Origin of the sequence: Anabaena cylindrica UHCC 0172 (assembly GCF_034931625.1) — a bacterium.
In the GTDB taxonomy this organism is placed as follows: domain Bacteria; phylum Cyanobacteriota; class Cyanobacteriia; order Cyanobacteriales; family Nostocaceae; genus Anabaena; species Anabaena cylindrica_A.
The window spans coordinates 17,213-38,765 of the sequence record NZ_JAYGGY010000007.1 but is presented as its reverse complement, the minus strand read 5'-3'; the positions used below and the strand labels follow the sequence as shown (position 1 = coordinate 38,765).

The 21,553-nt window shown below is 38.3% G+C and carries 20 protein-coding genes; 13 read left to right on the top strand and 7 right to left on the bottom strand.

All coding sequences use genetic code 11. The annotated features are described in order from the left end of the window. The first annotated feature begins 2 nt into the window (after positions 1-2). Positions 3-1,418 carry a serine/threonine-protein kinase gene (locus tag VB713_RS03515; RefSeq protein WP_323310201.1) on the top strand — a complete coding sequence of 472 codons (1,416 nt, stop codon included), beginning with the start codon at positions 3-5 and terminating at the stop codon, positions 1,416-1,418. Positions 1,419-1,482: 64 nt separating this feature from the next. Here the strand turns inward: VB713_RS03515 and VB713_RS03510 are convergent, their stop codons facing one another. Then, positions 1,483-1,617: a hypothetical protein gene (locus VB713_RS03510; RefSeq protein WP_323310200.1), complete on the bottom strand. Its 135-nt coding sequence runs from the start codon at positions 1,615-1,617 to the stop codon at positions 1,483-1,485. Between the two features lie 333 nt (positions 1,618-1,950). On the opposite strand from VB713_RS03510, the gene ndhC reads away from it, so the two are divergent. From ndhC to VB713_RS03480, 6 genes are all read left to right on the top strand, one after another. Beyond that, positions 1,951-2,313 (top strand): photosynthetic/respiratory NAD(P)H-quinone oxidoreductase subunit C, encoded by a 363-nt coding sequence (gene ndhC / locus VB713_RS03505; protein WP_015214106.1) that lies wholly within the window; start codon positions 1,951-1,953, stop codon positions 2,311-2,313. After that, positions 2,304-3,038 carry a photosynthetic/respiratory NAD(P)H-quinone oxidoreductase subunit K gene (ndhK, locus tag VB713_RS03500; RefSeq protein WP_323310199.1) on the top strand — a complete coding sequence of 245 codons (735 nt, stop codon included), beginning with the start codon at positions 2,304-2,306 and terminating at the stop codon, positions 3,036-3,038. The genes ndhC and ndhK overlap by 10 nt, the downstream gene beginning before the upstream one ends. Beyond that, the gene (locus VB713_RS03495) at positions 3,031-3,558 is read left to right on the top strand and encodes an NAD(P)H-quinone oxidoreductase subunit J (RefSeq protein ID WP_323310198.1); all 528 of its coding nucleotides are present in this window, start codon (positions 3,031-3,033) and stop codon (positions 3,556-3,558) included. Before ndhK ends, VB713_RS03495 begins: the two co-directional genes overlap by 8 nt. Positions 3,559-3,730: 172 nt before the next feature. After that, positions 3,731-4,465 (top strand): DUF1995 family protein, encoded by a 735-nt coding sequence (locus VB713_RS03490; RefSeq protein WP_323310197.1) that lies wholly within the window; start codon positions 3,731-3,733, stop codon positions 4,463-4,465. Positions 4,466-4,605: 140 nt separating this feature from the next. Then, entirely contained in the window at positions 4,606-4,893 is a 288-nt protein-coding gene (locus VB713_RS03485) for a type II toxin-antitoxin system Phd/YefM family antitoxin (RefSeq protein WP_323310196.1), read from the top strand. Further along, entirely contained in the window at positions 4,877-5,221 is a 345-nt protein-coding gene (locus tag VB713_RS03480) for a type II toxin-antitoxin system RelE/ParE family toxin (protein WP_323310195.1), read from the top strand. Before VB713_RS03485 ends, VB713_RS03480 begins: the two co-directional genes overlap by 17 nt. 62 nt (positions 5,222-5,283) lie before the next feature. Here the strand turns inward: VB713_RS03480 and lnt are convergent, their stop codons facing one another. The 3 genes from lnt to VB713_RS03465 form a co-directional block, all read right to left on the bottom strand. Then, positions 5,284-6,846, bottom strand: a complete 1,563-nt coding sequence (gene lnt / locus VB713_RS03475; protein WP_323310194.1) for an apolipoprotein N-acyltransferase — start codon at positions 6,844-6,846, stop codon at positions 5,284-5,286. 16 nt (positions 6,847-6,862) lie between these two features. Continuing rightward, complete coding sequence (gene gyrA, locus VB713_RS03470; protein WP_323310193.1) at positions 6,863-9,562, bottom strand: DNA gyrase subunit A; 2,700 nt, start codon at positions 9,560-9,562, stop codon at positions 6,863-6,865. A gap of 806 nt (positions 9,563-10,368) precedes the next feature. Beyond that, positions 10,369-10,944, bottom strand: a complete 576-nt coding sequence (locus VB713_RS03465; RefSeq protein ID WP_323310192.1) for a TMEM175 family protein — start codon at positions 10,942-10,944, stop codon at positions 10,369-10,371. 422 nt (positions 10,945-11,366) lie between these two features. Between VB713_RS03465 and VB713_RS03460 the strand changes: the two genes are divergently transcribed. Beyond that, on the top strand, positions 11,367-11,585 hold the full coding sequence (locus tag VB713_RS03460) for a hypothetical protein (protein WP_323310191.1): 219 nt from the start codon (positions 11,367-11,369) through the stop codon (positions 11,583-11,585). Between the two features lie 41 nt (positions 11,586-11,626). Beyond that, positions 11,627-12,538, top strand: a complete 912-nt coding sequence (locus tag VB713_RS03455; protein WP_323310190.1) for a histone deacetylase — start codon at positions 11,627-11,629, stop codon at positions 12,536-12,538. Here VB713_RS03455 and VB713_RS03450 read toward each other — a convergent pair. Next, positions 12,530-13,087, bottom strand: a complete 558-nt coding sequence (locus VB713_RS03450; protein WP_323310189.1) for a GNAT family N-acetyltransferase — start codon at positions 13,085-13,087, stop codon at positions 12,530-12,532. The two genes, VB713_RS03455 and VB713_RS03450, sit on opposite strands and share 9 nt — an antisense overlap. Before the next feature lie 283 nt (positions 13,088-13,370). On the opposite strand from VB713_RS03450, the gene VB713_RS03445 reads away from it, so the two are divergent. Together VB713_RS03445 and VB713_RS03440 are read left to right on the top strand one after the other, a co-directional pair. Beyond that, positions 13,371-13,508: a hypothetical protein gene (locus VB713_RS03445; protein WP_323310188.1), complete on the top strand. Its 138-nt coding sequence runs from the start codon at positions 13,371-13,373 to the stop codon at positions 13,506-13,508. Positions 13,509-14,017: 509 nt separating this feature from the next. Next, positions 14,018-15,373, top strand: coding sequence for a UDP-N-acetylmuramoyl-tripeptide--D-alanyl-D-alanine ligase (locus VB713_RS03440; RefSeq protein WP_323310187.1), 1,356 nt, complete (start codon positions 14,018-14,020; stop codon positions 15,371-15,373). A gap of 171 nt (positions 15,374-15,544) precedes the next feature. Here the strand turns inward: VB713_RS03440 and VB713_RS03435 are convergent, their stop codons facing one another. Next, entirely contained in the window at positions 15,545-18,583 is a 3,039-nt protein-coding gene (locus VB713_RS03435) for an Eco57I restriction-modification methylase domain-containing protein (protein WP_323310186.1), read from the bottom strand. 36 nt (positions 18,584-18,619) lie between these two features. Then, positions 18,620-19,879, bottom strand: a complete 1,260-nt coding sequence (locus VB713_RS03430) for a lipid-A-disaccharide synthase (RefSeq protein WP_323310185.1) — start codon at positions 19,877-19,879, stop codon at positions 18,620-18,622. A 125-nt stretch (positions 19,880-20,004) separates the two neighbouring features. On the opposite strand from VB713_RS03430, the gene VB713_RS03425 reads away from it, so the two are divergent. Both VB713_RS03425 and VB713_RS03420 read left to right on the top strand, forming a co-directional pair. Next, positions 20,005-20,622: a hypothetical protein gene (locus VB713_RS03425; protein WP_323310184.1), complete on the top strand. Its 618-nt coding sequence runs from the start codon at positions 20,005-20,007 to the stop codon at positions 20,620-20,622. Between the two features lie 268 nt (positions 20,623-20,890). After that, positions 20,891-21,472 carry a hypothetical protein gene (locus VB713_RS03420; protein ID WP_323310183.1) on the top strand — a complete coding sequence of 194 codons (582 nt, stop codon included), beginning with the start codon at positions 20,891-20,893 and terminating at the stop codon, positions 21,470-21,472. The last annotated feature ends 81 nt before the right edge of the window (positions 21,473-21,553 follow it).

The following is a 21,553-nucleotide window of genomic DNA, read 5'->3' as shown; positions in this document are numbered from 1 at the left end:
GTATGAACACGTTACACAATTGCGGTGATGTGATTGCAGGACGCTATCAGATTCGCCATGTTTTAGGACATGGTGGGATGGGTATTACTTATGCGGCTTTTGATTTGCAAACTAATCAACTTGTGGCGATCAAAGTGCTTTCCCTACATCGCATCAAAGATTGGAAAGTGCTGGAATTATTTGAACGAGAAGCGAAAATTCTTGCTAATCTCAACCATCCGGGAATTCCGCAATATTTGAATTACTTTGAAATAGAAACAGATGGCGATCGCGCTTTCTATCTGGTGCAAGAACTAGCCGTAGGACAATCTTTGTTTGAGCTAGTTAATCAAGGTTGGAAACCAAGCGTTGATCAAGTCCAGGCGATCGCTGCTCAAGTGCTAGAAATCCTCGTGTATTTGCAGCAGTTAACTCCACCCGTAATTCATCGTGATATTAAACCACAAAATCTTATCCGTCAGGAGAATGGGCAGATTTTTCTGGTAGATTTTGGGGCAGTTCAAGATACCTATCACAATACTGTAACTGGTGGCAGTACAGTAGTGGGAACCTTTGGCTATATGGCTCCCGAACAATTTCGCGGACAGGCAGTGTTATCTACTGATTTGTATGGACTGGGAACAACGTTGTTATTTTTGCTCACAGGTAAATCAAGCGCAGATTTACCACACCATCAACTTACCATTGACTTTCATAGTGTTGTCCAATTGCCCAAAAACTTTGCTGCTTGGTTAGAGCGAATGATTGAACCAATCAGTACAGTAAGATTCCCTTCGGCTTCAGAGGCGTTAGTTGTTTTGCAAGGAAAGCAACCACTCCCTCCGCGTGCAACTACCTACAAAAAACCCAAACAAAGCAAAATTCAATTAATCACCACAACTGACAAAATGATCGTTGATATTCCTTCCTCACTCCTCAATAGTCCTCAGAGTTTGTGGTTAGGTTTATCACCGATGTTTGGATGTGTCTTTATCTTTTGGATTGTTAATGCTTTTATTGTTGAGGTGCTAGAACCCAAATATGATTTTTACTTTGGAGGAGAGCTAATATTCCGCCTTGTTATTTTGATCGGCTTTGTCCCCTTAGCTTTAGGTATTTACCTTAATGCGGCTCAAAGTTTGCTATTTAGCAGTGCCTTTCGCACTCGGATTGAGATTCAGCCTTGCTGGAGGATTCAAAAGATATACTCTTTAGGATTTTTTACTTTGCAACTACTACCAATTAGACGAAATGCAAAACTCCAGGCCAGCTTGATTCCTATGCAGCACCAGTTTTTGATAGTGAAAAATCTCAACTCGTTTTTTACTTTAGCGATCGCCTCAACAAATATCAAGCTTGGACTGTTTTTGAGTGATCACGAGAAAGCATGGTTAGTGAATGAAATTAACGCTTTTGCAGAGCGCCATAATTATGAATGACAATGACAGTATCAGAGGATGGGGCTAATTATCCCTCTTCTTTCATCAGCTAAGGCTGAGATTTTTAACTATAGGCTTCTAGCGATCGCTGGTTGCTCTTGTTACTGAGATAATTTTTTTGCATCAATGCGATCGCTCTCGCAATGCTTTCATAGGTTTCTCTATTGTAACTATTAGTAGCTTCTATCAATGCATTCATATTGTTTATCTATTCCACCCATTCATCAATTTAGGGACTTACGGCACTTCAATACCACCCATTTCTTGCTATTCATAGAAACTGTATGAGCATTTTTAGACAAATTGCCAATTACAGCAGATTGCAGATCAATGGGTACAGAATCTAAATTGAAACCTAAGCACCAAGCCAGTTTTACTCCTGACTCCTGACTCCTGACTCCTGAATTCTGTTGTAAATCAACACCCTACCCTCAGTGTGTCTAATTCCACGATTTCAGAAAGCCGGGAAAGATATAATAATGTAAGAGAAAATTATCCATTTCAATTGCACCATCAGCGGTAGATATCCATTGTGTTTGTCCTTAGCGGTTACGAATACCTTCTAGGCTTCTTCCTCCTTTGTAGCCTAGTACCAGCCCTGGCGCTCTCAGCGTCCAAGCTCCTCAGACCTAGTAGTTTTAGCCCAGAACGGCGCACCACTTATGAATCCGGCATGGAACCCATTGGCGGAGCCTGGATTCAATTCAACATTCGTTACTATATGTTTGCGCTGGTTTTTGTAGTATTCGACGTAGAAACTGTATTCTTGTACCCTTGGGCGGTGGCTTTCCACCGTTTGGGTTTATTAGCGTTTATTGAAGCGTTAGTTTTTATTGCGATTCTCGTAATCGCCTTAGTTTACGCATGGCGTAAAGGAGCATTGGAATGGTCTTGAATTCTAATATAACCACCCAGGACAAAGAGCAAATCATCAACCCGATTCAGCGTCCCACCGTGACGCAAGAACTTTCGGAAAACGTCATCTTAACCACCGTTGATGACCTCTACAACTGGGCGCGGCTTTCTAGTTTGTGGCCTTTGCTATTTGGGACAGCTTGCTGCTTCATTGAATTTGCAGCTTTAATTGGCTCTCGGTTTGACTTTGACCGTTTTGGTCTAATTCCCCGTTCTAGCCCCCGGCAAGCTGATTTAATCATCACTGCTGGTACAATTACCATGAAGATGGCTCCTCAATTGGTGCGTCTTTATGAACAAATGCCCGAACCCAAGTATGTAATTGCTATGGGTGCTTGTACAATTACTGGCGGAATGTTTAGCGTTGACTCTCCTAGTGCTGTACGCGGAGTTGATAAGCTGATTCCAGTGGATGTGTATTTGCCCGGTTGTCCTCCCCGTCCTGAAGCGATTATTGATGCAATTATTAAGTTGCGGAAAAAAATTGCTAATGATTCCATGCAAGAACGGGGTCAAATTAAACAAACTCACCGTTACTACAGCACGACTCATAACTTGAAACCAGTACCGGAAATTTTAACTGGTAAGTATATGCAGTCAGATACCCGCTTTACTCCACCGAAGGAATTGACGGAAGCAATGGGTATGCCTATACCACCTGCGTTATTGACAACAAAGACAAAGGAGGCAGAAAAGCGTGGCTGAAGAAGAATCTAAATTAGTTCCCGCAACGGAAGAGGCTATAGTTCCAGCAGGTCCGGTTTCCCAATGGTTGACAGAAAATGGTTTTGACCATGAATCTTTAGCCCCAGATGTGAATGAGGTAGAGATTATTAAGGTAGCACCTGATTTCTTGCTTCCTACTGCTACAGCTTTATATGCCTACGGGTTTAATTATCTCCAGTTTCAGGGAGGTATTGACTTGGGGCCAGGACAAGATTTAGTCAGTGTCTATCATTTGGTGAAGGTAAGTGATAATGCTGATAAGCCAGCAGAAATCCGGGTGAAAGTGTTCTTACCTAGAGAAAATCCTTCTGTGCCTTCAGTGTACTGGATTTGGAAGACTGCGGACTGGCAAGAGCGTGAGTCTTACGATATGTATGGCATTATCTATGAAGGTCATCCTAATTTGAAGCGAATTTTGATGCCGGAAGATTGGGTAGGTTGGCCTTTGCGTAAGGATTATATCTCGCCTGATTTCTATGAGTTGCAAGATGCTTATTAGGTAGTGCTGAGTTTTAATCTATGATTTACCCCTTTCCGGTGGCGGAGAGGGGTATTGTTTTTAACGCAGAGGAACGCGGAGGTAAGCGCAGAGGTTCGCGGGGGGAGTAAATACTGCTTTTGTGGTGAGAGAATCGAAATATTGATGATTAACTTGAGAGACTTGATAAACTATGGCTGAATTACCCAAAACCCTAGAAGATGCGATCGCACAATCCCGTGAAGCTGTAAAATCGGCTTTAGCTGATGGGATGACTCGCATTCAGGTTGATTTTCTGTTTCCCGAACTCAAATTTATGCCGATTGCGGAACAGTTTATACCCTTGTTTGCTGAATATGAATCCCGGCTGAAAATCTTTTTTGCAGATGCTGGTGCTGCCGCTTTAGCCCGTCGAGATTGGGCAGATTCACCATTTAAAGTTGAAGATATCGGTACGGGTAGGGCTGCATCTTTAGAAACTAAAATTCAGCCAGAAGATGAAATTTTCCTCTTTATCGCTCCCACTTCTGTAGAAGTGCCACAATTAGAAAAACTGTGTGAAATCATCGGCACACGTCCCTTTATTTTATTAAACCCCCGTTTAGAAGATTCCGGTGTGGTGGGTATTGGTTATGCGGCTAGAGAAACCCGCAGACGTTTCATTAGCACCATTGAATCTTGTTATTATCTGCGTCCCGTTGATGATGAATCTGCCCTGTTTCGCTGCTACCCTGGAGATTGGGAAGTGTGGCTAGACACCAACGACGAATATCAAAAAATTGCTGACTTACCTCAACGTCCTTCTGGTGATGAAATAGATATAATTCTCATGAAAGGACAACCGCAAACCACCACCGACGGAACACCCGCAAAAAAACCCAGTGTATTCAAGAGTTTGCAAAGGTTTATTAAAGCGTTGAGTAGTTAGGTAAATTTATCTGATTTAGCGATTGCTTGCCAAAAATATTTCAGACAAGTGATACCTTTGGTAAGCTTCGTTAACGCACAATAGACAAAACAATTGCCAACTGTTAACATGAAATTATCAAATAATTTGTTGAAAATATCATGCTCAGTTTGAGTGACATCTATCCTCTCTCGGAGTTTCAGCGGGGTGCAAAAGCTTTCCTTGCAAAGCTCAAAGAAACTAAAGCACCAATGGTTCTGACTGTTAATGGTAAAGCTACAGCCGTTGTTCAAGATGCTGAAGGTTATCAACAACTTCTTGATAGAATTGAGTTGCTGGAGTCTATTGTGGGTATCCGCAAAAGTATTGACGAATTTGAGCAAGGGGAAGGGATACCTTTAAAGCAAGCATTTGCACAACTTCGGGAAAAATATGGCCTACCAGATTGAAATATCTCCTACTGCGGTAGCTGATATAGAAAGTATTTTTCTGTGGATAAAAGAGGATTCACTGGAAAACGCTTATCGCTGGGTAAGAGGATGTTATGAAATTATGTTGACGCTGGAAAATTTTCCAAAGCGTTGTTCCTTAGCTATCGAAAGTGAATATATGGGAATAGAGGTACGCCAACTTCTCTATAAAAAGCAATTTAATATCTTATTTACTGTTAGTGAAGCAGTTGAGCCAGAAATTGTGCGTATTCATCGTGTGCGTCGTTGTTCTCAACAAACACTTCAAAGTATAGATCAACTTTTAGGGGATAGCCCAGAAACTTAAAAATGCGATCGCATTACTTTTCTAAAGTTCATGATCTATAAATTTATTTTTCAAAATAAAAATCATAACAATACCCACCCCAAAAACCCCAAAATCAACAATAAAGGCATCAACCAATCACCCCAACGCACATATAAAGTCTGCGTCTGACGACGATAAATAGTTTCTGCGTGGGTTTCGTAAGTGTTATATCCCGATTTCCACAAAGTTCTGCCATGAGGATCAACGAAAGCCGAATATCCGGTATTTGTTGCCCTGACAGCCCATCTATCGGTTTCTATTGCCCGCATGATATCCTGGGCATGATGTTGGTCTGACATAGCAGACGTGTAATGGGCATCATTAGAAGAACTGAGGATAAATTGCCCACCCTTTAAAGCTTGACGACGGAAGATTTCTGGAAAGGCTGATTCATAACAAATTCCCACAATTGCCCGTCCAAAGGGAGTATCAAAAACTTGATTTGGTGAACCATGAACTTGATGTTCATCTAATGGTGATAAACGTTGCACAAGCGCCCCTAAAATTTGTTCAAAAGGAATATATTCTCCTAAAGGAACTAACTTAGATTTATCATAGCGGCTGGTAACTTCTCCATTACCAAAAACGGTAAATAAACTGTTTGTATAGCTTTTACCTCGTTTTCCAAAAGCACCTATCCAAGCAACCACAGCTTTTTCTCGTATTGCTGCAACCAAAGGCGTATTACTGAAATTGCTTTCATATATAGGTAACGCACCTTCTGGCGTGAGAACTCCGTTAACACCCTGATTTGCTAATTCTAAATATCCCTCAGTATAACCTGTAATCGCACGATTAAATCCCTCAGGAAGTAATTTAATTTTATTAGGAATATTACCTTGAACAACACCAATTTTTAAAGCTTGTTTTGATAATTTATCAATGGGTTGATTATAAATAATAAAACCGATGAAATGGGTAATCATCAATAGTGAAAAAGCAGCAAATAAATAACGATTAACAAAACCTTCCCTGAAATTCCTTTCCTCCTTTGCGCCTTTGCGCCTTTGCGTGAGCTTTTCATAATAAATCCAAGCCTCCGCAACCAACCCATTAACAGCCACAATAACCGCCGTTACAGTACTAGTACCAGACAATTGACCCAAATGTAAAATTACCAGATTGTGCGGTGACTGAGTATAAGCCAGAGAACTCCACCACAAAGGACTTGCACTCCAAAGGCTTTCTAAGGCGCACCATAAACCCGTACCAACTAACACACGCAACCACGGTTTTTGTTTATCTAACCGCACCATTAAAACTGCCCAGATGGAGACTAATATTCCTCCCCAAAGGCTAATAAATGACCAACAAAAAAGAGTGATTGCTAAAGCTGGTAAAGCGGGAACACCTAGCCAATCCATAGGATAAATGCCGGTGATCCAGGATAGGGCTACTCCATGATATGCGATCGCCCATAAGAAGGCAGGGGGAATTGTATTTTTAGTGTATTTAACAACTAATACCCACAGGGGTGCAAGGGCAACCCAGGCGAGGAACCAAGCGCCGACGGGGGCGACTGTCACCCCCATCAATAGCCCGCTGATCAAGGATAAAGTGTAAAGGTGTAAGGATGAAAACAGCTTTTTTTCCAAAGACTTCATACTTTATCTTTTATCGTTATTCAGCTGCTTCTAACTCGCCAGTTTCGCCAAGTTCCACAGTTTCACCAGTTTCACCAAGTTCACCAGTTTCAACCGTATCTGCTGGGACAATCGCTACTCCGGTAATGGCATCATCCTCGTCTAAACGCTGTACTCTCACCCCAGTAGCTGAACGTGATTGTACGGAAATTGCATTCACCGCCTGACGAATAATGATACCGCGATTTGTGACCATCATGATTTCTTCGTCGTTGTTGACAATATGCAAAGTTGCTAGTTTGTCTTTGGTTTTGCGGTTTTTGAATTTGGTGGCCATTAAACCTTGACCGGCACGATTTTGGAGTCGGAATTGTCCTACTGGGACGCGCTTTCCATATCCTCCTATCGTAATTACTAATACCCAAGGTCCAGTAATGTTGACAGGTACTTCTGTGGTTTCTTCTGTCTCGGTGATTTCTGCGATTTCTTCTGTGGTTTCTTCTGTCTCGATGATTTCTGCGGTTACTTCTATGGTTTCTTCAGCGTCGATGATTTCTTCGATTTCCGCTTCTGTCTCGGTATTCAAAGTCTCTAGAATTGCGGCTGGAAGAATATCCATTCCCACTAATTCGTCACCTTTTTTGAGTTTCATGGATTTGACTCCACGAGTAGCCCTACCTAAGGGACGCAGTTGTGCGTGGGTGCAGCGGAAGTGAATAGCCATGCCGTTACGGGAACCAATTATGACGCTATCTTCTACTTTTGCTCTCCGTACCCAGCGTAGTTGGTCGCCTTCTTCTAAGGATATGGCAATTAAACCGTTGGCGCGAATGTGACTAAATGCTGCCAATGAGGTTTTTTTGATGTTACCGCCTTTGGTGAGCATGACCAAATATTCATCGTCTCTAAATTCGTCTACAGGGACGATGGAGGTGATTTTTTCTTCTTTGGGGATGGGTAACATCTGGACGATGGGTGTACCGCGACTGGTACGGGAACCAAGGGGGATTTGATAGGTTCTCATTGAGTAAACGACACCGCGATCGCTAAAAAATAGTACGCTATCGTGGTCGCAGCACGTGAAGAAATGCTCAATAGTGTCATCTTCTTTGACTTTAGCCCCGGCTTTGCCTCTTGTAGCGCGGCTTTGGGCTTCAAAGGTACTCACGGGCATCCGTTTGATGTAGCCTTGTTTTGTAATCAGAATTAGGACTTTTTCATTAGCAATTAGGTCAAGATCATCTAAATCACCTTCACCGTGGGTAATGAGTGTGCGTCGGGGTGTAGCAAAGCTAGTTTTAATTTGGGCAATTTCGGTTTCAATAATTTCTAACACCCGTTCCCGTCTGTCCAAAATATCTTGCAAGTCAGCAATTATATTTTGTAATTCTTCGTGTTCCAGACGAATTTTATCGGCTTCTAGGGCTGTTAACCGTCGCAATTGCATTTGCAAAATTGCATCTGCTTGTACTTCCGAAAGTCCATAGGTTGTGATTAACTCCCCTTTGGCTGTGGGTGCATCTGGTGCATGGCGAATCAAGACAATAATTGCATCTAAATGAGATAGGGCAATTAATAAACCTTGTAAAAGATGATCTCGTTCTTGGGCTTTCCGCAGTTGGAACCGGGTTCTTCTGTTAATGGTTTCAATGCGGAAATCGAGGAAGACTGTTAAGAAGTCTTTGATGGTGAGGATTTGGGGTTCACCATTCACCAACGCCAACATATTCGCGCCAAAGTTGGCTTGCAGTGGGGTTTGTTTGTAAAGGTTATTTAAAACAACACGGGGATAGGCATCGCGTTTTAATTCTATGACGATTCGCATCCCATCGCGATCGCTCTCATCCCGAATATCAGAAATCCCATCAATGCGCTTATCATTCACCAACTCAGCAATTTTTTCAATCATTGCCGCTTTGTTGGTTTGGTAGGGCAATTCTGTGATGATAATTGCTTCCTTTTCTGGCCTACCCCGTTGTTCAATAGTTTCAATATTGGCAACGCCGCGCATGGTAATGGAACCACGCCCAGTTGTGTAAGCTTCTTTGATTGCAGCTGTTCCTAAAACCAAAGCCCCAGTTGGGAAGTCTGGCCCGTGGATATACTGCATTAACTGGATTTCGGTGATTTCGGGATTGTGAATTAGTGCCACCAATCCATCAATCACTTCTCCTAAATTGTGAGGAGGAATGTTTGTGGCCATCCCCACCGCAATTCCCGAAGAACCATTTAGTAGTAGTTGGGGGATACGTGAGGGTAAAACTGTGGGTTCTTGTTGGGAACCGTCGAAGTTATCGGCAAAATCTACCGTTTCCGACTCAATATCTTGCAATAATGCGGCGCTGGTTAGACCTTGCAAACGACATTCTGTGTACCGCATTGCCGCCGGCGGGTCATTATCTACGGAACCAAAGTTACCATGTCCGTTGATTAAAGGCGATCGCATTGAAAAATCCTGCGCCATCCGCACCAACGCATCATACACAGCCGTGTCACCGTGGGGGTGAAATTTACCTAAAACTTCCCCCACTACACGGGCGCTTTTCCGAAAAGGGCGATCGGGCAGCAAACCCAACTCGTGCATGGCATAGAGAATGCGTCGATGCACAGGTTTTAGACCATCCCTGGCATCTGGCAGCGCCCGACCTACAATTACGCTCATGGCGTATTCCAGATAAGATCGCGACATTTCGTTTCGCAAATCTGTCGGGATAATCCTCTCCTGTGAGGTTGTCATAAACTACAAAACTCCAAAAAATGCAGGTTTTAGCCTTTGTACTTGATAAAATACAAAATTATGTCAAATTAGTCTTGAATAATTGTCATATTTTGCTATAATTTTAACATATTTCAGCCTGGTTTGTCGCCAGAGTAGCTCAACAAAAATCTCATCCAATAGAAACTTCAAATTAAAATCTTATCTCAGATATAAAACACGAATTTAAAAGTTATAATACAAGAATTTAAATATTAATTTAAACGTTTTTTGTTGATAAATTAATCGGTATGAATTTATCATGAAAGCCAATATTTTCAGCTAAAAATAACGGACAGCAATTAATCATATTAACTCAAGTTGCTAGTTATCTAGTTGAGAACGGTAATGGGTCATTGGTCATTGGTCATTAGTGAATAATTTTCTGTTTTAATCCTGTAAATCCTTAAATCCTGGATATCCTGTTCGCGAAGCGTGGCGTTAGCCATATCAGACATTTTCCCTAACTAGCAACTTACGTTATTAGGATTGACGCATTCACAGAAAATACTAAATATCAAGCATAGGTTTCTGTCTCTTGTAGTCTGCATCAGATTCGATTATTTGGCACAATTAGCAGATTTTATGTAAGGAGTCAGGAGGAAGAAGGAGAAAGAAGAAGGAATAATATTTTTCTCTTCTGTTCCCAGCTATATCAAATATTCTGTATCCTGAATCCTTACGATTTTATATATCTGACGCACCTTGCTAATATGCTGTCTTAAAAGTTGGCAATAACCAATTATGGTTGATTTATATTATGTCCAAATTCGATAGTGTGTACATCTTCACGGAGTCATATTCTTCTCAATTCGGCGGTCAGGGATAAGCCACATAACTGCAACCACCGCATACAAGGCACAGGCAAACCAGGAGTTCACAAAACTCACTAAAATTGCTACAGCATAGATTACCAATGATATTTTTCCCTTGAAGTCTTTACCGAGAGCGATCGCTAGAGTGGAATCATTGCCGTGATGATTAATTAGAGATTGAGACAGGATAAAGTAAGCCGTTGCAGCAAACAATAGAACCGTCCCATAAAGGGCAACTGGCAATTGAGTAAAGTGGTTTTCACCCATCCAGGCAGTGACGAAGGGAACGAGGGATAACCAGAATAGAAGATGTAAGTTAGCCCAAAGGATACGACCATTAATATGTCGAACTGCCTGTAGTAGATGATGATGGTTATTCCAATAAATACCGAGATAAATAAAACTCAGCACATAGCTCAAAAATACTGGAATCAACGGACGTAGTGCATCCAAATCATCAGCATGAGGCACTTTCAGTTCTAGCACCATAATGGTGATAATAATAGCTATCACGCCATCACTAAATGCTTCTAACCTCCCTCTCTCCATCTGTATACTCACTCCTGTGATGATGACTTAACCACAATTTCTGACGCAGACTAATCAAAGAGGGGTCAAAAACTGCCAAAATCTATACTGCACAAGTTTTCTAGTAGTTGAAAACATGACCCCAAATCAAACAGATTATATACCAGAACAGTTCAAAAATAAACCCAATCATCACGAGGGTGCATTTTTACTGATCTAGTAAATAACTATAAGTCCCTGCTTGCGATCGCAATTCTTCATGATTTCCCCGTTGCACCACCTTTCCCTTCTCTAAGAGGGTGTTTGAAAAGTCCAACAATTGGTAAAAAAGCTCTCTCTAAGTCTTTTTGTTGATAAATTTTTAGATCACAATTACGTCTATAGATAGGTAAATTTAACCATCAGATTGTTTAGGCTAGATTCATAAAGTTATGAAAAAATTCATGAATCAAGAAACAGTTCCCAATCAATCCAAAAAGCTGAACCCTGAAGAAGACGCATCACAATTAAGTCCAGAGTTACTTGACAAAATTAAACATCCACCAAAAATGGATGATGTTATCCGAGAACAATCAGCAATGGAAAAACGCGGAAATCCAGCTTTAGTTCCTGATATGGTAGATGAACCTGACAATGGCATGACCGGTTTGAGTAAGGATTAGTCAGGTTAGAATTAGATTCAGTGTTTTGACTTTTCTCGTCCATGTTACCAGTCATATATTCTGATGAATTTCTAGAACACCAAACCGGACGCTATCATCCCGAAAAACCGGAACGCTTAACAGCTATTGTCAATGCTTTAAAAACTGCTAACTTTGCTGAAAAACTAGAATGGCTGTCTCCTACCCTCAAATCAGGGTTGATGTCTTGGATAGAAACTGCCCATACTGCAACATACATTAACAAACTACAAGCGATAGCTTCCAGTGGTGGTGGTTATTTAGATGGAGACACCCCAGTCTCCCCCCGCAGTTATGACGTAGCTTTGTTAGCGGTTAGCGCTTGGTTAGAAGGGGTAGATGTGGTTTTAGAACAGGAAAATCCCGCTTTTGTATTAGCGCGTCCACCTGGACATCATGCCGAAAGTGATGTAGGAATGGGCTTTTGTTTATTTTCTAATGCGGCTATTGCGGCTTTATACGCTTTACAACAACCAGGAGTTAACCGCGTCGCTATCTTAGATTGGGATGTTCATCATGGGAATGGTACTCAAGCAATAGTGGAGACTCATTCACAAATTGCATATTGTTCTCTACATCAATACCCAGCTTATCCCGGTACTGGGAAAGCTTCCGAAAAAGGTTTACATCAGAATGTTCTCAATTTACCTTTACGTCCTGGTAGTGATATTACTGACTATCAACCCCTGTGGAAAAGTTTGATTTTACCTTTCTTAAATAACTTTCAGCCAGATTTACTGATCATTAGTGCTGGCTATGATGCTTTAACAGATGATCCTTTAGCAAGTGTCAATTTGCAACCTGAAGATTTTGGTTTATTCACAGAATATTGTTTAGGTGTAACTCGCAAAATCTTATTTGGGTTAGAAGGTGGCTATGATTTATCATCATTATCAAAATCAGTGGTTGCCACTATTGAACGCTGTTTAGCCTAGTGCTGTTTTTTTAGTATAGATATCTGCTGATTTGTGGATTCTATACTCAAGTATATTTAAGGCTTTACCACTTAAATTAGTATGCTGATATTTTCCAAAAATTTGCCCTTCTAGTTTTTCTATAATCCTGCGGCTGGGAGCATTTTCACGATCTACAGGATATCTCAAATACTTGTAATCTAAGTTATCATCAGCCCATTGCTTCAATGATCTAATTGCTTCTGTTGCATAGCCTTGATTATGTACTGATTTTTTCAACCAAATTCCCATTTGCGGAGATTTACTATTAATTTTATATATGCCACTACAGCCTAAAAATTCTTGAGAATCTTTCTTTAAAATTACAATGATTAAATTCTCTCCTTTGTGCATTTCTAGTAAAGATTCATTAATGAAAAATTCAGTATCTTCAATTTTTCTAGGTGGGACAGCATATAAATAAGTTGTAATTTCAGTAGTGAATTCTCGAAAAATATCTTCCTTATATTTGAGTGATATCGGCTGTAATAATAGGCGATTGGTGGATATTGCTAAATGTAAATATTCCATAATCTTCCTCTCGGTAGATGTAATCAATGACACGAAATTATTAAAGGGTTTACGGTACTTATGAGTGGCGTTATTTTTACTTATAGTATTTTTCTGTATTGTTTCTCACTAAATCAAGGCTAAATTCATCAAATCTTTAGAGATAAAAATTTGTCATGATCTCCTGAAAGAGCTAAAGTTTTGTTAAGATGCTATTGCTAGGGATTAATCAGCAAGATCAATCCATCTGGATGCTGAGGCATTAATAGTACTAGCAGCCGCTTAAAGTTCTGAAGGTGAACAAATGACCACCTATATGTTTTTTGACGATGCCCTCCGAATGTTGACCAATGCCTATTTGATATCAGCAATTCTTTTGATTGCAGCTTCGAGTATAGGTTTGGCAGTGATTGAGACGATTGAAAAAACAGGAGAACACTAAGTTCACTTTCAAGGTGTGCTTCGGCAACCAAAAAATTCTCTGTCCGTGTTCCCTTTGTGTTAATCATGGGAACAGCAAGCCCTACAAGTCTCACAGCGTTGCAGGTTTACCTGGAATTGATAAATCCCGCAGGTAACTGTACCGCTATTGGGACGGTTATTTACACCAGGGAGTAGGGGGGAAGAGAAAAAAGCAAGCTTGTTTTTTTCTTCATTGATGACGAATCAGGGGTATGACTCTACACAGGAAATTGGCTGATTAAACGCCATTGATGGAGAGTAGGCAAAATATTTTTTACAGTACATAATTACTACAATCAGAAATATATTTTTTTAATAAAGAAGACCGCTGTATCTTTTGTGTGTTTTCTCTGAATAAATATTCCTTAATGAAGTTTTGTAAATAAATAGTTTTGTGAAGTTTAAAAGTATTGAAACTGATGCGTTATTTCTGACCCTAAGGATTGTAGGATTTGGTTATCTGATTTCAAGACTCTATCGTTTATCAGTATGCCTGTCTCTGCTACTCTATCCCAACTGGTTGAAGTTCTTTTAGCCAATCCTGTTAACATATCTACATCTGCTTTAGCTCAATTAGGCATTGGTATGCAAACAGATACCAGAATTTTGCAGCCTGGTGAAGTGTTTATCGCTTTACGAGGGGAAAAATTTGATGGACATAATTTTGTGGAGATAGCGATCGCTAAAGGTGCGATCGCAGCTATTGTAGATTACGAATATGAAAACCCTGGATTTCCCGTATTGCAGGTAAAAGACACCCTCAAGGCATATCAGCAAATTGCTAGTTGGTGGCGTGATTCCTTTACTATGCCGGTGATTGGGGTAACGGGTTCGGTGGGTAAAACCACAACCAAGGAAATAATCGCCGCAGTTTTAGCCACTCAGGGACGAGTTCACAAAACCTATGGGAATTTCAATAACGAAATTGGTGTCCCGAAAACTTTGTTAGAACTGAGTGCAGAAGATGATTTCGCTGTGATAGAAATGGCAATGCGAGGGAGAGGACAAATTGCCGAACTGACGCAAATCGCGAAACCAACAATTGGAGTAATTACCAATGTGGGAACGGCACATATTGAGTTGCTTGGTTCAGAATTAGCCATAGCTGAGGCGAAATGCGAATTATTGGCAGAAATGCCTAGTCATAGTGTGGCGATTCTGAATTATGATAATCCTTTATTAATGGAGACAGCGGCAAGATTTTGGCAGGGGAAAGTGATTAGTTATGGCTTTTCTGGTGGGGATATTCAAGGGAAGTTAATTGATAACGAAGTGGTAGAAGTGGCAGGAATGCGTTTACCTTTACTCTTACCTGGTCGTCATAATGCTAGTAATTTTTTAGCGGCTTTAGCAGTAGCCCAGGTATTAGAAATTGATTGGAAATCTCTACAAGCTGGGGTAGTGGTGAATATGCCTGATGGGCGATCGCAACGATTTACCTTAGCTAATGATATTTTAATTTTAGATGAAACCTACAATGCTGCCCCAGAAGCGATGTTAGCAGCGTTGCAATTGCTGGCAGATACCCCCGGAAAGCGGAAAATAGCTGTTTTAGGGGCAATGAAGGAATTGGGGGCAAGATCCCCAGAACTGCATCAACAAGTTGGCGAAATGGTGCAGAATTTGCAGTTAGACGGTTTGCTGGTTTTGGTAGATGGACAAGATGCGGAAACTATCGCTAAAAGCGCTTTTGGTATACCTTCTGAGTGTTTTGCTACCCATGCCGATTTGGTAGCGAGATTGAAGAATTATATGCAGGAGGGCGATCGCTTATTATTTAAAGCAGCCCATTCCGTCGGATTAGATCAAGTCGTCAATCAGTTGCGGGTAGATTTTCCTACTTAGAGGTTGTTTGAAAAGTTTTTCGTGTGGTATTTAACACTTGTAGATCCCCCTTAAATCCTCCTTAAAAAAAGGGACTTTGATGAATTTAGCCCACTTTTTAATGGGGTTGGGGGGATCTGAAAATATGTGATACACAATGAGGGACTTTTCAAACTTCCTCTTAAAACTAATTTATGCACCTTCAACAATAGCTATTTCCTCATCAGTTAATTCATAGAGTTCATAAACTAATTGATTGATTTGTCTATCAGTAGATTTAATTTGTTGTTGAATTCTTTTTTTAGCTGGGGGTGTTTGTGCTTCATTTAGTTGTTGATGGAGGGAAAGCATTTGTTCAACAAGTTGATTTATGCGTTCATAATTTTTTATATCTTTTGAATTAGAAAAATCAATTAATCGAATTGGTAATTGTTCAATGAAATGAGTAAAGTAACGAAAAAAACCTCCTCGCATTGTGGTACTAATATTTTTGAGGTAAAAATCCAATAATTTACTATTTAGTAATCCTAAAATATATTGAATTGATTCTTGCACATTACTCTTAAGTGTAATTCCATAACCACTGGTAAAAGCATAATCTCCTTTTTCATCCCAAGCAAAAGAAGATTTATTTGCAATGTCAGGAACTAATATTTTAGGCCTTTTCATAAGTTCAATATTTTTAGGATAAATATAAGCATACCAACTTGAACCAAGCATTTTTCCTTTTTCTCTATTTTCCAAGAATTGTTTATTTTGCATTAGGTAATCAAAAGTTAAAGGAAAGTTAGTCTGCAATTTATCTTCATTAATAAGACAAACACTTCCATTAATTAACTCATAAGGAATAATCAATAATTTACAAGAATATAGCAGTTGATATGGCTTGATTTCCTTACCTTGTAAAAAAAGCGATGTCAAATTAGATTCAATTGTGAACGTTTTACTTAAAGCTTTAGAATATACTTGTAATAACTTATCTTCTTGAGAAATTAAATCTAAAACATATATTTCATTCGCACTAGTTCTGATACCTTGAGAAATATTATTTTTTAGCTGACTTAAATTAACAAATCTAGAAGTTTTAAATTTATCAAATAAAACAGAATTTTTGATTTTACTAAAGTCCCAATTGCTATCAGTAATAGATTCATTGAAAATCCATGTTTCTTCCGTAGTACCATCAATAATCCATTGAAATAAATCCTTCACTTGAATAAAAGTTAATTCTGATTTTTTCGTTTTAGATAAGAAAAACAAACAAGTATAAGTAGAAACTTTTGGAAACACTTGTTGATCTCCAAAGTGGACAATATTTTCAAGATATTTACCTTCAGAAATTAACTTTCTTAAAGATTCTCCATATTGTGCATTAAAAAACTTATGAGGTAAAATAAAACCTAATCGTCCATCTTTTTTTAATAAATCTAATCCTTTCTCTACAAAGACAACATAAATATCATAATTTCCCTTACTAGCAGAAATATATTGATTTTTATAAAACTCAACTTCTAGAGAAGCCCATTCTTTTAAAGCTTGAATTCTAATATAAGGAGGATTACCGATAACCACATCAAATCCCCCTCGTTTCATAATTGTGGAAAAAGCTTCTTCCCAGTCAAAAATATTAATTCGATAAGCTGTATCTTCATCTAATAAATTAAGCTGAATGTTTTGATAAAACTTCCCATCTATCAAAGAATTACCACATTGAATATTATTATCTAAATCCGGTAAAGCCCTTTCTTTTAATAACTCTAACTGCTTCGTGATTGTTTCTCCAGACTCACCTTCTAATACCTTTAATAACAAAGATAACTTCGTTGTTTCCACTGCTTGTTGATCAATATCAACTCCGTAGATATGAGTTAATAAAATTCGTTTTCTTTCAGTTGAAGTTAAACGCCAACTATCACCCGTAATTTGATATACTTTATTTTTATATTTTTTGAGATTTTGCAGATACTGTTGCAAATACCAATCTAATAAAAATTGATAAGCTACAATTAAAAAAGAACCTGAACCACAAGCTGGATCAATAATTGTAATTTCTTGGATTTTTTCTGGTTTCTTACCCTCTAAAATCTTGCCAATAGTTTGTTTAATAATATAATCGACAATATAACTAGGAGTGTAATAAACACCTCCTGCTTTTCTCACTTCTGGTTTCTCTTCGACAACAGCTTGACGACTGGCTGATAAAGTAATAATTTTACCTAAAAATTGCTCATAAACCTGTCCTAGAATTTCTACAGGAATCACAGAAAACTCATAGGGACTTTCAGGAGGATAGAGTTTTCTAATAATTGGTTTTAAAGTAGTATCCTCAATTTTAAGTTTGAGGGTAAAATCGTCTGGATTATCCCGTCCTTTTTCAGTTTGAAAATGAAATAAACCAGAATTATAACGATAGTCTGCATTAATAAATAAACGCCCTAATTCCTGATAAATATTTTCTAATCTTAATAGATTAAATAATTGTTCATAAATTTCAATTCCTCTATCTTCACAAATACGTAAAAAGACGATTCTATTAATTGTCATCTGTACTGCAAAGTTTAACTCTCGTTGTGTAATTTGCAGATTTCGCCAAGCAATATTAGCAGCTAAATTTTCTCGCCAAGTTTCGATTTCCTGTAAAAATGCTTTGTCAACAGTAATTCCAGCTTTAACTTTAGTTTCAGCAAACTTTTCTAAAGAACCATTTAATACAGCTTCCTTAGAAAAAAGACTATAAATTTCTTCCCATTTTTCTATATATTCTGTATATTTAAAATGTTTAATTCTGGCTATTGATGCTGGATCATTTTTATTCGGCATAATTCGACAATCATAAACCGAAAATTCTTCAAAATCTGTTAAAATACTCAAAGATAATTTTGCTGACCATCCATAACGTCTAACTTGAAAAGCAGCACTAATATCTTTACCAACATTGACAGATGGTTTTTTAGCTTCAATAAAAAACTTTCTCACTCCACCTATGCGAAAACTATAATCCGGGGCTTTTGCCTTTTTTGCATCACTAATTTTTAAAGTATCTTCATGAACAACATCTTTATAAATATCAGAAGCTAGTCTTTCATTTCTGATATCCCATCCTAATGCTGCAAAAAATGGATCTATAAATTCAATTCTAGTTTGTGTTTCATTTAAACTACCAGAACGATATAAATCTATTTGTTGGTGAAAATGTTCAACAAGTTGAATAATGCTAGATGGTGCGTTCATAAATTTAAATCCTCTGTATTTTTTTGTAGCAAGTTTCTAGAATAACTCTTCCTTTACCAAATTTGCTAATTTATCCGCAGCACCACCTTCACCTCTCACACTTCGTAATTTATCGCGCATAGCCGCCAATTTTTCGGGATTTTCTAAAAAGTCTAAAACCATTTCTCCAACTTCTTGCGGTTTAAGTTTTCCCAAAAGTTCTGGGACTATTTCTTCCTGCGCCCAAATATTTGGCCAAGATAATAAACCTATGCGTTTGAGGAAAAACCAATTAATCAATTTAGCAAAATTTGTACCCACTCCCGGTAAATTAGCTAACAACCCCGGTAAACCATCCCACGAACGCATAGAATCCATTTGTTGAGTTGGTAATAAAACAATCATTGGCACACCTAAAGCACCAAGTTCAGCGGTATTTGCACCAACTGTAGTTAAGCAAAGAGAACATTGGGATAATAATTGATATGCTGGGTTTTCTTGGTATAATTCAACAGTTAAACCTGTTGCTGTTTTTAATATTGGCTTACCTTGTTCGGGAATAATTAAAGCTGTACTATTAGTACCAAAAATTTCCATAAAAGGGTTTTTTTGAGGGTTTGCAAAACTAGCTAAAGTTTGTAAATCTAAAGTGGGCGCAACAGGAAGTACGAACTTAGTTTGAGGTCTTTTTGTATGGATATATTCAGCAATAGCTAAGGTTAAAGGTATGCCTTGGGTTAATTTTGCAGCTTTTGAACCTGGTAAAAGCCCAATCATTTCAATTTTAGATTCTTGATTTTGGATTTTGGATTTGAGGTGATCTTGTGCCGCTGCTTCTAACATCAAATCACCGACAACGGTAAATTTATGAGCATATTTAGGTGAAACCTTTTCTGCAACTCTCGCTGTCATTATCCCAAAACGGTCGATTAAATTGTGCCAACGGGCTTCCCATTCAGCGTAAACTACTGTTTTATACCCCAACTTTTTACCAATGATAATGGGGAAAATTTGATCACCACCGAGAAATACGACTACACCTTTACCTCTCCAGTCCCAACTTTCTGCGGTTTTTCCCCAAAGTAGAAATTTCCAAAAATGTTCTGCGGCTTGGACTCTATCAACTTCTGGGTAAGAAAGTGCGATCGCTCTCTCTTTTCCACTAGCATGGGGACAAGGTGATAAAATTACAGAAATTCTGACATCATCTCTGTTATCACCCAGTTTTTCTCTTAACGCTTTTACTACCGGACGCACCCAGGTTGTGACTTCCCCTGGACCATTGGAGAGAATAAGGATATCTATTGGTGTATTCATATTTAAGAAGATAATTAATTGATTCTAAAAATAAGATTATACTGATGATCAGGCAAGAAACAAATATGCAATTACGTTATTTTTAAGACTAAAGCGATAATTGATGTATCTATGTAGGAGGTAGTATGACTAAACAGAAAATTCTCCAAGAAGGACAATCTTACACCTTTCGATCTTATTTTGAACTACCTTATGATATAGAAGAAATTCTAGCTGAGTTAGGTTACTCATTTATTAAAAAAGCGATTACTCTACCAAAGACTGCAAACTTATTAAAAAATATTGCAGAACTTAAAGATAAAATTACATCTTTCTTACCATTAGTCAGCTTAAATAATGAAACAGCTAGACGAGAAACTTTAGTTTCACCTCTTCTCTTAGAGGTTATTACTTATTGTCAATGTCAGATGAAAATAGAGTATGCAATTAATGTTAACAATTGGTTAAAAGGAAATCTAGATTACCTATTACGTTCTCACCAAAGTTTATTAGTCATTGAAGCTAAAAATGATGATTTGACAAGAGGATTTACTCAACTTGCAGTGGAATTAATTGCTTTATCAGAGATTGAAGAAAACAAATCTGTATTGTATGGTTCTGTGACTACTGGAGAAATTTGGCGGTTTGGTAAATTAGATCGTCAACAAAAACAAATTACTCAAGATATGACACTTTTGAGAATCCCTGATGATATTGAAGAAATAGGTCACATATTAGTTGGTATTTTGGAAATGGAAGATTAAAAAACCAAAAAAGACTTGTTCTGAGATATCCAGATTAATAACGTTCATGAATTGATTTGCATTCCCAAAATAGTCGAGATCCAAAAGTCAAAAATTGCTCATTTGGCATCAATAATTACCAATAAGCAAGCCCAGAATCATCCTCTAAATCTAGTTTTAAAACCAGTTAGTAATCACCTTTAAACTCCTAGTTATTTATTAAATAAATTTACATAAAACTGGGTTTAGAAAAATGATATTGTAAATTAATATTTTTGGAAAAATATGTATGAAAAGTCAAAATTGGCAAGGTTATCGAGTTATCGCGTGGGTAGGACAAGCTGTATTAGCAATCTTTGTCCTAGCGGCAGCAGTTCAAGGTAAGTGGTTCAATGCCTTAAGTCTATCATTTTTCCTGATTGTAGCCTTTATATTTGTGATCAAAGATGATAAATTGCCTACCTTGTTTGATTTTTTGTTTGTCTTGGCTGCATTGCTAAATGCTACTGGTTGGGTATGGGATTTATTTGGTAAGCCTGGTCCTTATGATGAAATTGTTCATGCTTATACGACTTTTGCAATTACCCTAGCACTAAGTTTTTTAGTCTATAGTTCAATGTTTAGTTTATTTCGGAATCATGTACTCTTGTATCTAATCACAATTACCAGTTTTGGAATTGCTATTGGTGCTTTATGGGAAGTTGTCGAATGGTCTGCTGGTAAAATTCTCGACACTCAAGTAATTGAAAGTTTAGATGACACAATTATTGATTTAATTATGGACTCTCTTGGGGCTGCATTTGCTGCGCTAATTAGTCTTTGGGCATTGAGAAAGCGGATAAATCGAAATCAAGAGGCAAACAATTTTTAACATTTACGCACATCAAAAAATATTACATCATTTTGATGGCGTAACGTAATTCATCAACAAGATCCCCTGCTTTTTTAAGAA

Excerpts from the sequence above, each read along its gene's own strand:
- VB713_RS03450 (WP_323310189.1), bottom strand. The coding sequence starts at position 13,087 with ATGGAATATTTACATTTAGCAATATCCACCAATCGCCTATTATTACAG.
- VB713_RS03460 (WP_323310191.1), top strand. The coding sequence starts at position 11,367 with ATGAATCAAGAAACAGTTCCCAATCAATCCAAAAAGCTGAACCCTGAA.
- VB713_RS03420 (WP_323310183.1), top strand. The coding sequence starts at position 20,891 with ATGAAAAGTCAAAATTGGCAAGGTTATCGAGTTATCGCGTGGGTAGGA.
- VB713_RS03515 (WP_323310201.1), top strand. The coding sequence starts at position 3 with ATGAACACGTTACACAATTGCGGTGATGTGATTGCAGGACGCTATCAG.
- VB713_RS03430 (WP_323310185.1), bottom strand. The coding sequence starts at position 19,879 with ATGAATACACCAATAGATATCCTTATTCTCTCCAATGGTCCAGGGGAA.
- VB713_RS03480 (WP_323310195.1), top strand. The coding sequence starts at position 4,877 with ATGGCCTACCAGATTGAAATATCTCCTACTGCGGTAGCTGATATAGAA.
- VB713_RS03510 (WP_323310200.1), bottom strand. The coding sequence starts at position 1,617 with ATGAATGCATTGATAGAAGCTACTAATAGTTACAATAGAGAAACCTAT.
- ndhK (WP_323310199.1), top strand. The coding sequence starts at position 2,304 with ATGGTCTTGAATTCTAATATAACCACCCAGGACAAAGAGCAAATCATC.
- VB713_RS03465 (WP_323310192.1), bottom strand. The coding sequence starts at position 10,944 with ATGGAGAGAGGGAGGTTAGAAGCATTTAGTGATGGCGTGATAGCTATT.
- gyrA (WP_323310193.1), bottom strand. The coding sequence starts at position 9,562 with ATGACAACCTCACAGGAGAGGATTATCCCGACAGATTTGCGAAACGAA.
- VB713_RS03435 (WP_323310186.1), bottom strand. The coding sequence starts at position 18,583 with ATGAACGCACCATCTAGCATTATTCAACTTGTTGAACATTTTCACCAA.
- VB713_RS03440 (WP_323310187.1), top strand. The coding sequence starts at position 14,018 with ATGCCTGTCTCTGCTACTCTATCCCAACTGGTTGAAGTTCTTTTAGCC.
- VB713_RS03455 (WP_323310190.1), top strand. The coding sequence starts at position 11,627 with ATGTTACCAGTCATATATTCTGATGAATTTCTAGAACACCAAACCGGA.
- lnt (WP_323310194.1), bottom strand. The coding sequence starts at position 6,846 with ATGAAGTCTTTGGAAAAAAAGCTGTTTTCATCCTTACACCTTTACACT.
- VB713_RS03425 (WP_323310184.1), top strand. The coding sequence starts at position 20,005 with ATGACTAAACAGAAAATTCTCCAAGAAGGACAATCTTACACCTTTCGA.
- VB713_RS03490 (WP_323310197.1), top strand. The coding sequence starts at position 3,731 with ATGGCTGAATTACCCAAAACCCTAGAAGATGCGATCGCACAATCCCGT.
- VB713_RS03445 (WP_323310188.1), top strand. The coding sequence starts at position 13,371 with ATGACCACCTATATGTTTTTTGACGATGCCCTCCGAATGTTGACCAAT.
- VB713_RS03485 (WP_323310196.1), top strand. The coding sequence starts at position 4,606 with ATGCTCAGTTTGAGTGACATCTATCCTCTCTCGGAGTTTCAGCGGGGT.